12 protein-coding genes are annotated in these 11,830 nt (G+C 35.6%); 8 read left to right on the top strand and 4 right to left on the bottom strand.

All coding sequences use genetic code 11. The annotated features are described in order from the left end of the window. Positions 1-219 precede the first annotated feature (219 nt). The 3 genes from C8P70_RS13050 to C8P70_RS13040 all read right to left on the bottom strand — a co-directional run bounded on the left by C8P70_RS13050 (position 220) and on the right by C8P70_RS13040 (position 2,678). Positions 220-1,032: a purine-nucleoside phosphorylase gene (locus tag C8P70_RS13050; RefSeq protein WP_133713754.1), complete on the bottom strand. Its 813-nt coding sequence runs from the start codon at positions 1,030-1,032 to the stop codon at positions 220-222. Further along, positions 1,004-2,029 carry a tetraacyldisaccharide 4'-kinase gene (lpxK, locus tag C8P70_RS13045; RefSeq protein ID WP_133713753.1) on the bottom strand — a complete coding sequence of 342 codons (1,026 nt, stop codon included), beginning with the start codon at positions 2,027-2,029 and terminating at the stop codon, positions 1,004-1,006. The genes C8P70_RS13050 and lpxK overlap by 29 nt, the downstream gene beginning before the upstream one ends. Positions 2,030-2,285: 256 nt before the next feature. Beyond that, complete coding sequence (locus C8P70_RS13040; RefSeq protein ID WP_133713752.1) at positions 2,286-2,678, bottom strand: hypothetical protein; 393 nt, start codon at positions 2,676-2,678, stop codon at positions 2,286-2,288. Positions 2,679-2,765: 87 nt separating this feature from the next. Between C8P70_RS13040 and C8P70_RS13035 the strand changes: the two genes are divergently transcribed. The 8 genes from C8P70_RS13035 to C8P70_RS13000 all read left to right on the top strand — a co-directional run bounded on the left by C8P70_RS13035 (position 2,766) and on the right by C8P70_RS13000 (position 11,502). Beyond that, positions 2,766-3,860, top strand: a complete 1,095-nt coding sequence (locus C8P70_RS13035; RefSeq protein WP_133713751.1) for a Nif3-like dinuclear metal center hexameric protein — start codon at positions 2,766-2,768, stop codon at positions 3,858-3,860. Between the two features lie 2 nt (positions 3,861-3,862). Beyond that, positions 3,863-4,642: a zinc ribbon domain-containing protein gene (locus C8P70_RS13030; RefSeq protein WP_133713750.1), complete on the top strand. Its 780-nt coding sequence runs from the start codon at positions 3,863-3,865 to the stop codon at positions 4,640-4,642. Positions 4,643-4,677: 35 nt separating this feature from the next. After that, positions 4,678-5,505 (top strand): alpha/beta hydrolase, encoded by an 828-nt coding sequence (locus C8P70_RS13025; protein WP_133713749.1) that lies wholly within the window; start codon positions 4,678-4,680, stop codon positions 5,503-5,505. A gap of 48 nt (positions 5,506-5,553) precedes the next feature. Further along, entirely contained in the window at positions 5,554-6,447 is an 894-nt protein-coding gene (rluF, locus tag C8P70_RS13020; protein WP_133713748.1) for a 23S rRNA pseudouridine(2604) synthase RluF, read from the top strand. A 460-nt stretch (positions 6,448-6,907) separates the two neighbouring features. Continuing rightward, positions 6,908-7,504 carry a superoxide dismutase gene (locus C8P70_RS13015; protein ID WP_133713747.1) on the top strand — a complete coding sequence of 199 codons (597 nt, stop codon included), beginning with the start codon at positions 6,908-6,910 and terminating at the stop codon, positions 7,502-7,504. A 16-nt stretch (positions 7,505-7,520) separates the two neighbouring features. Further along, positions 7,521-7,958: a tetratricopeptide repeat protein gene (locus tag C8P70_RS13010; protein ID WP_243832716.1), complete on the top strand. Its 438-nt coding sequence runs from the start codon at positions 7,521-7,523 to the stop codon at positions 7,956-7,958. 143 nt (positions 7,959-8,101) lie between these two features. After that, positions 8,102-9,073, top strand: a complete 972-nt coding sequence (locus C8P70_RS13005; protein WP_133713745.1) for a ribonucleoside-diphosphate reductase small subunit — start codon at positions 8,102-8,104, stop codon at positions 9,071-9,073. An 89-nt stretch (positions 9,074-9,162) separates the two neighbouring features. Next, on the top strand, positions 9,163-11,502 hold the full coding sequence (locus tag C8P70_RS13000; protein WP_133713744.1) for a ribonucleoside-diphosphate reductase subunit alpha: 2,340 nt from the start codon (positions 9,163-9,165) through the stop codon (positions 11,500-11,502). A 94-nt stretch (positions 11,503-11,596) separates the two neighbouring features. Here C8P70_RS13000 and C8P70_RS12995 read toward each other — a convergent pair. Beyond that, on the bottom strand, positions 11,597-11,830 hold a 234-nt coding region (locus tag C8P70_RS12995), incomplete at its 5' end, for a transposase (protein ID WP_166666184.1).

Raw genomic sequence — 11,830 nt, 5'->3', positions numbered from 1 at the left:
TCACGATTCTTACAGGATGATCCGATGGAATTAATTCTTCTATAGAAGGTGGAAATAACCAGTTTTGGGATTGGTTGTATTCTTTAATTCTATAACTCATCATATTGATGATTAGGTAGTTAAATTTAGTGATTTTTATATTAACATCCTAATTATTAGCCTTTTTTTGCTGAAAATTGAATAAAAAAACCGCCTCAGTTGTGAGACGGCTTCGTTTGGTTATAAACTAATGATTAATTCTTTAATCAGGTTTCTTGCAACAGGTTCTGCTTGTTGTACTGCCTTTAATACTTCGTCGTGATTTACAGTAGTGATTCCTTCTTCATTGCCCATGTCTGAAATAATGGAGATGCCAAAACATTTCATATCCATGTGGCGGGCTACAATTACTTCAGGTACAGTGGACATTCCTACACAATCGGCTCCTAAAATCCTTACCATTTTATATTCGGCAAGGGTTTCAAAAGTCGGACCTTGCAAACCGTAATATACTCCTTCTTTGAGGTTTATATTCTGTTTTAGGGCAGTTGCTTTTGCTTTTTCGATAAGTTCTGCAGTATAAGCGTTATTCATATTTAAAAAGCGAGGCCCAAAACGTTCTTCGTTTTTTCCGCGTAACGGATGGTCGGGGAAACCATTAATATGATCCTTAATGACCATAATATCCCCAACTTTAAAGTCAGGGTTTACGCCGCCTGAAGCATTGGAAACAATAACCGTTTCTACTCCCAGATATTTCATTACGCGAATTGGAAAAGTTGTTTCCTGCATGCTATAGCCTTCATAATAGTGGAATCGTCCTTGCATGGCAATTACTTTTTTGGAACCGATTGTACCAAAAATAAGCGTTCCTTTGTGTCCTTGAACAGTAGATACAGGAAAATTCGGTATGTCTGAATAATTTATTGTTTGTTTAACTTGAATGTCTTCTGCAAAGTTGCCTAAACCAGAGCCCAAGACAATACCTATTTCGGGTGAGAAGCCCGTTTTGTCTTTTAAATATTTAGCTGTTTGCTGTACTTTTTCCCACATAATCTAAAATAATTTGGTCAAACTCCTTTTTGCAATTTACAAAAGAAGTTTGAATTGGTAAATAATATAATTTTTCTGGCGGCAATAAATCTACTAACCGAACGTAATCTTTTTCGGTAGTAACAATTTTACCTCTTTTTGCGGACTGCAATATTAATTGAATGTCAGCCGATGAAAAATGATGGTGATCAGGAAAAGGCAAGCAAATTGTATTTTCTTTTTTGAGATGGTCAAAAAAAGTTGTTGGTTTGGCTATTCCGGCAACTAATATAAAGTCTTCTTCTCGAAGATCTTCTACATCTATTTTGCCTGATTTTGAGTAAGCTAATTTACTGAATTCAATGTAAGTAAAAAATGCTTTTTGATTTGGAGTTAAATTCAGTTTTTGAACAATGTTTTTTTGCTCCTGTTCTGAAAGTTTTTCAGGACATTTGGTAACGACCACTATTTGGGCACGTTTGGCTCCTTTTCGGGATTCCCTTAAATTTCCTACAGGTAATAGATTGTCATTGTAATAAGGCTGATCATAGGTAGTCAGTAAAATATTAAAGTCGCTTTTTACTGCCAGATGCTGATAAGCATCGTCTAATATAATGACTTGTGTTTGAGGCTTTAATTTAAGAATATTTTGAATGCCATTTACTCTTTTGGCATCAACAGCTACTGAAACATTATCAAATTTGTAGTGATACTGAAATGGTTCATCTCCGATTTCTGCCATAGTTGTGTTAGCATCGGCAAGAATAAAGCCTTCACTTTTGCGCTTATAGCCTCTGCTTAAAGTAGCAAGGTAGTATTGTTCTTTTAATAAGCGGATAATATATTCTACCATTGGCGTTTTTCCTGTTCCTCCAACGCTTAGATTCCCAACTACAATTGCCGGAGTGGAAAACGAGGACCGTTTAAAAACACCAATCTTGTAAAAATAATTGCGTATATTGGTAATTATACCATATAGGACGGCAAAGGGAAAAAGTAATTTTCGGAAATTTTTCATTGCTTCGTTTTATAAAGACCTTCTAAACTAACCTTCTGTATACTAAAAATAGAATCTCCTTCAATAAAAAAACTATTCATGTTTTCTTTGTTGTTTAATGCTATTTTGGTAATTCGAATGTTTACCATATTCTTATTATCTATTATAGTATCTCTCAAGACATTTTCTGTAATTCTTCCAGTAAATCTATCATTGTGATAATTAATAAAATCGATTTCAAAACTATCTGTATTTTCAAAATGTTTTATTTGAAAATCTATACTATCTTTATAATAATTGAGAAAAAAATATCAACCGTTCGTTCGTTAAATTCGTCTGTTTTTAGTTCAGAATATTCCGAATACATTTTAATTACTGCTCTATACGTATGTTCTTGTTCTGTTTTTAAAACTTCTAAGTCATAATACTGACTGTTTTTTTTACTTAATACCCCATTCCTGTATAACAATAATTGATTGAAAATAGTGTCTTTACTCTTATCTTTTGGAATTAAAAGTTCTATTTCCTCTTTTTCAATTGAATCGTAATTTACTCCAATCCATTGTATTTTGTAATCATCAGCGTGTAATTCAGCAATGGGTACTTTCTCCTCTTTTTTACACGAAACAAAGATAAGTAAGATTAAAAAAAGAAATATAAGGTGTTTCATTAATAATTCTTATAAAGTTCTGTACGAAAGTACCAATTTTTTATCTTTGAGAAAATATAAAATAATATAAGGATTAACCGTTATAACATGAAAATTAAAGAGATTATTCCGATACTGGAAGAATTAACACCATTAGCCTACGCAGAAGATTTTGACAATGTTGGTTTGCTTGTTGGAAACAACGAGCAAAAAATAACCGGAATTTTGGTTTGCCACGATGCATTGGAAACCGTGGTGGAGGAGGCGGTGGAAAAAAAGTGTAATTTGATTGTTTGTTTTCATCCTATTTTGTTTTCAGGATTGAAAAAAATAACCGGGAAAAATTACGTTGAAAGAGCTGTTATTAAGGCTATTAAATATGATGTTTCTATTTATGCTATTCATACCGCATTGGACAATCATCCGGAGGGAGTCAATAAAATATTTTGCAATTTATTAGGTTTAAAAAATACTAAGATTTTGATTCCCAAATCAAGCTATATTCAAAAACTCATCACTTTTGTTCCGCGCAGGCAGGCAGAGCAGGTCAAAAACGCCTTGTTTGAAGCCGGTGCCGGTGCTATCGGTAATTACGACAACTGTAGTTTTGTATCAGATGGAATGGGAAGTTTCAGAGGAAATAGCCAGAGCAATCCGATTATAGGCGTACAAGGTAAATATGAGGAAGTAGAAGAAGCAAAAGTAGAAGTTACTTTTGAAAAACATTTGCAAAGCAAGGTGCTTAAAAAGCTATTTGTCAGTCATCCGTACGAAGAAGTTGCTTATGAAATTTATAATCTTGAAAATAAACTGCAAAATGCTGGAATGGGAATGATTGGCGAGTTGGAAAATGAAATGGACGAAATGGAGTTTTTAAAAATGGTGAAAACAAAAACCGAAACTGGAGGGGTCAGGTATAGTTCACTATTAGGAAAACCCATCAAAAAGGTAGCTGTTTTAGGTGGCTCGGGAAGTTTTGCTATTGCAAATGCAAAAGCACAAGGGGCAGATGCGTATCTTACGGCAGATTTAAAGTATCATCAGTTTTATGAAGCTGAAAAACAATTGGTTTTGGTTGATGTTGGTCATTTTGAAAGTGAAAGGTATACAAAAAATTACATAGTAGAGTATCTTTCAAAAAAAATGCCTACTTTTGCAGTTATTTTATCAACAGTAAATACAAATCCAGTTAACTACTTATAAAAATGACAAAGAAAAAAGAATTAACCGTTGAAGAGAAGTTAAGAGCACTTTATGATTTGCAATTGATTGACTCAAGAATAGACGAAATCAAAAATATGAGAGGGGAATTGCCTCTGGAAGTTGAAGATTTACAAGACGAAGTTGCTGGACTAAACAAACGCTTGGAAAAATTACATCTAGATTTAAATACTATTGAAGCTGGTATTAAAGATAAAAAATCCGCTATAGAAGAATTTAAAGAAGCTATTAAAAAGTATACTGCACAACAAAACGAGGTTAAGAATAACAGAGAATTTAACTCTTTAGAAAAAGAAATTGAATTTCAGAATCTGGAAATAGAACTTGCTGAAAAGCATATCAGAGAAATGCTTGTAAGTATTGAACACAAAAAAGTTTCTATTGAAGAAACAGAAAGTAGACTGGCTGCAAGACAAGAACATTTAGGTCATAAAGAAGCTGAGTTGAATAGCATTATGACAGAAACTGAACGAGAAGAGGAGTTGCTTTTGCAGAAATCAGAAGAATTTAAAGCTGATATTGAGGATCGCTTGTTAGTTGCATATGACAGAATTAGAAACGGAGTGAGAAATGGATTAGCTGTCGTATCTATTGAAAGAGGTGCTTCTGCGGGGTCATATTTTACTATTCCGCCTCAAACACAGGTAGAAATTGCTGCCCGTAAAAAAATAATTACGGATGAACACAGCGGTAGAATTTTAGTAGATAGCGCTTTAGCTAACGAAGAAAGAGAAAAAATTGAAGCGATAATCGCTAAATTGTAATATAAAAAGCCTCTGTATGGAGGCTTTTCTTTTTTATGGAAAGAGCAGCAGGTTTATTCGTTAATTTAATTAGTTTTTTCTCGGTAAATAAAGCCCTGTTTTTTGTTCATAAATTTTTTACTACTCCGCGTAAAGGCAAGTTGAAATCTACTGCTCTTCCTTTATTTCTTCAAAAAGCAACTTCAGATTTTTTTGAATACAGAGGAGAGAAGGTTTTTGTTTATCACTGGAATTATAAAGAAGTTTCCAAACCTTTGATTTTATTAATTCACGGCTGGGAAAGTAACAGTTCCAGGTGGGAGCAGATGCAATCTTATTTGGGACATGATTTTAGATATATTGCTTTTGATGCGCCAAGTTTAGGGCAAAGTAAAGGCAAAGATTTAAATGTAAAGAATTATCAAGAAGTTATTAACTTAGCTATCAGGCAGTTTCAGCCTCATTTTGTAATCGGTCATTCATTAGGTGCCTTTTCTCTATTTCAGCAATTGAGTTGTCAAAAGTATTCCTGTGTTCAAAAAGTAGTTATTTTGGGAAGCTTTGATTGTTTTGAGGTTGTTGTAAATCAGTATTTTAAATTATTAGGTTATAATAAACGTATAGTAAACTCGTATCAGGGATATTTAGAACAATTAATAGGAAAACCACTGTCTTTTTATTCTTGTTCTATAGCTTTGCAAAAGGTTGATGTGCCTGTACTATGTGTTCACGATATTAATGATTCTCAAGTTTTTTACCACGAAACCATCTCTTTTCATCAGGCTTTAAAAGAAAGGAATAGCAAGGTTATTACGACAAGAGATTTAGGGCATAGTTTGCAGCATTCCAATGTTTGTAAAGCTATTGAGATGTTTTTTAAATAGAGCTTCTTTCTTTTATAAGTAACGAAATTTATTATTTACTTTTGCGTTATGGAAAATCAAGAGACGCGTTTAAATAAATATTTGTCAGAAGTTGGTTATTGTTCGAGAAGAGAAGCTGACCGCCTGATTGAAGAAGGGCGTATTACCGTTAACGGGAAGTTGCCGGAATTGGGTTTAAAAGTTACTGATGACGACGAAATCAGAGTTAACGGAAAATTGATCAGACAAACGAATGAACAGCTAATATATTTAGCATTTAATAAGCCTGTCGGGATTGAATGTACGACAAATAAAAAGGTAAGAGATAATATTGTGGATTATATTAATTATCCCAAACGGATTTTCCCTGTAGGTCGTTTAGATAAAGATAGCGAAGGATTAATTATTATGACCAATGACGGAGATATCGTTAATAAAATTTTGCGCCAAAAAAACAATCACGAAAAAGAATATATTGTTACGGTAAACAGACCCATTACAGACCGGTTTATTCAACGAATGGGACAGGGCGTTCCGATATTGGATACTATTACTAAAGAGTGCAGGGTAGAGCGAATTAGTAAATTTGTATTCAGGATTTTCCTTACACAAGGTTTAAATAGGCAAATTCGGCGTATGTGCGAGTTTTTTGGCTATGAAGTAGTTGGTTTAAAGCGTATCCGAATTATTAATATCAGTTTAGATGTACCTGTTGGAAATTATCGGCAAATAACGAAAGCAGAATTAGATGAACTGAATCGCTTGATTGCTCCTTCAAGTAAAACGCAAGAAGCAAGTGTAAATGCCAATGAAATAGATCAAAAGAGGGAAGTTAAAAGTTCTTCATTTAGAATTAAGGATGAAAAGAAACCTAAAAAAAGGTTTGATTGGGAACGAAATGATTCCAGAAAAAATGATAATCCATTGAGAAATGAAAGAATTTCAAGACGAAGAGAGAATTAATTATTAATTCTCTTTTTTTATGATGTGATACGCCAGTAAGGTAAATTTTTATATTGACAGTCAATTGCTTAATGCAATATCTTGGACTGTGTCTAATCGAATTTGTACCCTGTAATTCAATCTTTAATATATAAGGTACGGCATCTTTATTTAATACTTGTAACTAATTTTTATCGATTATTCTGTGGAAAGATTTTTATAATCAAACTATGTTTTTATATTTGTCTAATTATTTATTTAGATTAATCTAAATTTATATTTTTTCAAATCTAATTATTGTAGTTTTTATAACATGCATTATGGAATAAGAATTATTAGAGACAAACAAAAAATACTTAGAAAGGAACATTCGGAGTAATAACCTGCTACAAGGTAATATACGAAGATTAAAGAGCGATTAGGACAAATAAGTCAATTAAAAAAGTAACAAAAATTTTAAAACTCAAAAAAACAGAAAACAATGAAAATTACACAAACATTACCAGAACTTCCGTACGACAAAAACGCACTGAATCCGATTATCACGGAGGAAACATTTGACTACCATTACGGCAAGCATCACGCTGCGTATGTAAACAACCTTGCAGGGTTGGTAAAAGACACTTCTTTAGAAACCGTTACCGTTGAGGAAATCATACAGAAGGGATTTGCAGAAAACAATGCCGGACTCTTCAATAATGCTGCGCAGCATTGGAACCACAGCTTTTTCTGGCATTGTCTCTCGCCAAATGGCGGTAAAGCACCCCAAGGAAAAATAGCCGAACTCATCAATCGTGACTTCGGCAGTTTTGAAGAATTTAAAAATAAATTTTCGGAAACAGCAATCAAGTTATTCGGAGCAGGATGGGCCTGGCTGGCACAGAATGACCAAGGTCTATTAGAGATCTTGCCGATGAAAGATGCCCATACTCCTTTGACCGAAAACAAAACCCCGATCCTCACGCTAGATGTTTGGGAGCACGCTTATTATATCGACTACCGCAATGCCCGTCCAAAGTTTGTAGAAGGGTTCTGGGAAATCGTCAACTGGGATTTTGCCAATCAAAATTTAAAATAAAATGAGTGATACCTGTATGAGTCATATAGAAAAATATTGGCGGGCATTAACTGTATCGAATAACGAACTTTTTAATAACGGCAATTTTGAAAAAGCCTTATCCGGTTATAAGGATGCTTTGTATCGGGCAGAAGTACTAAATAATCATATTCCAGATTGTATGCGTTTGAAAATTCCATTCATGCAGGTGTACATCATTTCCTGCAATAATTTGGCAAACACCTATGAAAAACTTGGAAAGCTGGAAGAAGCCGAAAATATGCTCAAACGCACAGTGTATTATTTACTACATCTGGCAAGTAATGTAGAATTACAGATTGATGAAGTACAATCGGAATTAAAAAGAGCTACTCTCAATTATTTACAGTTTGCAGAAAAGACAAATATTGGAAAAGTAAAGCAAGAAAAGTTTTTCACAATACTTAAAGAGCAAGTACTTGAAAATAATGGCTGAATAAAGAGACTTTTGGATTATAATGAAAAAGTAATTTTTACAGCAATAAGCAATTATCTGGACCGTATTTTTAGAGAAATTAAAATAGTTTACAGAATTTTTTTTACACTTTATTATATGAATTTTTTGAAGAATAAGAAAGTATGATTGAACCGATTTTACAAGATAACAAAGACCGTTTTGTCATCTTTCCCATTCAACACGATGACATCTGGCAGTTTTACAAAAAAGCAGAAGCCAGTTTTTGGACTGCCGAAGAAGTAGATCTGTCATCGGATATGAACGACTGGCAAAATAAACTAAATAAGGATGAGCGCTATTTTATATCGCACGTGCTAGCATTTTTTGCGGCAAGCGATGGCATAGTCAATGAAAATCTTGCAGTAAATTTTGTGCAGGAAGTACAATACCCCGAAGCTCGATTTTTTTATGGTTTTCAGATTATGGTTGAGAATATCCATTCGGAAATGTATTCCTTATTGATTGATACATACATAAAAGATCCTAAAGAAAAAGATTACCTGTTACGGGCTATCGAAACCGTCCCCTGTGTAGGCAAAAAAGCCGATTGGGCATTAGAATGGATTGAAAGCGACAATTTCGCCGAAAGGCTGATTGCGTTTGCTGCTGTGGAAGGGATTTTCTTTTCGGGAAGTTTCTGCTCTATCTTCTGGCTGAAGAAACGAGGATTGATGCCCGGTCTGACATTTTCAAACGAACTCATCAGCCGTGACGAGGGTCTGCACTGTGATTTTGCGTGCTTACTATATGTCAATCATTTAAAAAATAAGTTGCCCGAAGCAACCGTACAGAAAATAATTGCTGATGCGGTTGAAGTTGAAAAAGAATTTGTAACAGAAGCGCTGCCGGTAAGATTAATCGGGATGAATGCCGAGTTGATGTGCCAGTATATCGAGTTTGTAGCGGACAGATTGCTTGTTGCATTAGGCTGTAAAAAGGTCTGGAACGCCACAAATCCATTCGACTTTATGGAATTAATTTCCCTACAAGGCAAAACTAATTTCTTTGAACGTCGCGTAGGCGAATACCAGAAGACTGGCGTAGCACAGGGCGGAAAGGAAAATAACAGCTTTTCACTGGGTGAAGATTTTTGATCAGTGAAGTGTGGAGAGTGAAGAGTGGGAAGAACTATTAACTAACTAAAACAATCAACTCTCAATTTTTAACTATTAACTAAGAAAAGATGTATGTAATAAAAAGAAACGGGAAACAGGAAGCTGTACATTTTGACAAGATTATTGCACGGATTCATAAATTAGTCTACGGACTTTCAGTAGATGAGAAAGACGTAATCGAAATAGTCAAGAAAGTGATTCAGGGCATTTATGACAATGTAACCACTACCGAACTGGACAACCTTGCTGCCGAAACAGCTGCAGCTTATACAACGGTACATCCTGATTTCGCGGTGCTTGCCGCGAGGATTGCGGTCAGCAACCTGCATAAGAATACGCTAAAATCCTTTTCCAAAACAGCTAAATTGCTCTTCGACTATATCGATCCCGTAACCAATACGCGAGCACCTTTATTGTCTGAGGAAACTTATGATATCATCCGCAAAAATGCTGATGAAATTGACAGCAGTATCATCTACGGCCGGGATTATAACTTTGATTATTTCGGCTTTAAAACTTTGGAGCGCTCTTACCTCATCCGTACCAATGGCAAAGTAACCGAACGTCCACAACACTTGTTTATGCGGATGGCAATCGGTATCCACAAGGAAGATATTGAGGCTGCAATCGAAACCTACAATCTGATAAGCGAAAAATGGTTTATCCACGCTACGCCTACCTTGTTCAATGCAGGAACGCCCAAACCACAGATGTCGTCATGCTTTCTATTGAGCATGACTGAAGATAGTATTGCAGGGATTTTTGATACCTTAAAACGTTGCGCCTTGATTTCGCAGTCGGCAGGTGGTATTGGGTTGAGCATTCATAATGTAAGGGCAGCAGGCAGCTACATTAAAGGCACAGGCGGTATTTCTAATGGAATTATCCCGATGCTAAGAGTGTATAACGATACGGCACGTTATGTGGATCAGGGCGGTGGTAAACGTAAGGGAGCAATTGCTGTATATCTAGAGCCTTGGCACGCCGATATCTTTGATTTCTTGGACCTTCGAAAAAACCACGGCAAGGAAGAAATGCGGGCAAGAGATCTATTTCCAGCATTGTGGATCCCTGATCTGTTTATGCAGCGAGTAGAAGAAAATGCCGATTGGTCTTTGTTTGATCCAAATGAAGCTCCTGGTTTGTACGATGTGTATGGAAGCTCGTTTGAGGAACTTTATCAACGCTACGAGAGCGAAGGTAAATACCGTAAGCAAGTGAAAGCCCGAGAGTTGTGGAATGCTATACTCGAAGCACAAATCGAAACAGGAACACCCTATATGTGCTACAAAGATGCTGCTAACGAAAAGTCTAATCAAAAAAACATTGGAGTAATCCGCAGTTCCAATCTTTGCACCGAAATAATGGAATGCACGAGTGCCGATGAGGTGGCGGTGTGTAACCTCGCATCACTGGCATTGCCTCGTTATGTTTCCGAAAATGGTTTTGACTTTCAGAAACTGTATGAAGTAACCAAAATAGTTACTCGGAATTTGAACAAAGTGATAGACGGGAATTACTATCCCGTACCCGAAACCGAAAATTCCAATTTCAAACATCGTCCGATTGGATTAGGTGTACAAGGACTGGCAGATGTGTTTCTGTTGTTGCGGATGCCTTTTGAAAGTGAGAAAGCACGGCAACTGAATAAAGATATTTTTGAAACGATTTACTATGCGGCAATGGAGAGCTCCATGGAATTGGCGAAGGAAGAAGGAGCTTACGAGAGTTTTAAGGGATCGCCACTTTCCGAAGGAAAATTTCAGTTTGATTTATGGAATGTACAGCCATCAGACCGATGGGATTGGAAAGGTTTACGTAAAAATGTAATGGAATTTGGTGTACGCAATTCCCTTTTAGTGGCTCCGATGCCTACAGCTTCTACTTCTCAGATATTAGGCAACAATGAATGTTTTGAACCTTATACTAGTAACATTTATAACAGGCGTGTACTTTCAGGTGAGTTTGTAGTGGTCAATAAGCATTTACTGAAAGACCTGATAGAGTTAAACCTTTGGGACGCCCGAATGAAAAACAAGTTGATTGCCGAGAATGGCTCTGTTCAAAATATTGAGGAAATTCCCGCAGACTTAAAAGAACTGTACAAGACCGTTTGGGAGATTAAACAGAAAACCGTCATTGATATGGCTGCCGATAGGGGTGCATTTATCTGTCAGTCCCAATCGCTCAACCTATTTATGGCAGAACCCAATATGGCAAAGCTGACTTCGATGCACTTCTATGCTTGGAAAAGCGGATTGAAAACAGGTATGTATTACCTGCGCACTAAAGCAGCGGCAGATGCTATCAAATTCACAGTAGAAACGGTTCAATCATCGGAAAACAAACAAGCGGATATTTCCTGCTCGTTGGACAATCCCGACGAGTGTATTGTCTGTGGCAGTTAAGATTAATTAAGAGTTGAAAATTTATTTTCAACTCTTATATTTTTAGTTAAACTCTATTTACTATAAAATAATTGCTATACACCCGTTGTGCATTTTAAATAATACACACTTTTAAGTTATTGATATTCCTATTGAAATATTCTTTGTTGATGAATTGTACAACTGTTAACGCCGTTATTTTAGCTAATAATCTGGTTTTGAAACCTTCAAATGTCTTGGCGTAATTACGTCTCATCATAAATTGGTCGCACAATTGCGAGAACAAGGTTTCAATTCTCTTTCGTTGTTTTTTGAACAAATAAAATTGTGGTTTATAATCCTTTTGATT

Origin of the sequence: Myroides indicus (genome assembly GCF_004364575.1) — a bacterium.
In the GTDB taxonomy this organism is placed as follows: domain Bacteria; phylum Bacteroidota; class Bacteroidia; order Flavobacteriales; family Flavobacteriaceae; genus Flavobacterium; species Flavobacterium indicum_A.
This window is presented reverse-complemented; position numbering and strand designations above follow the sequence as displayed.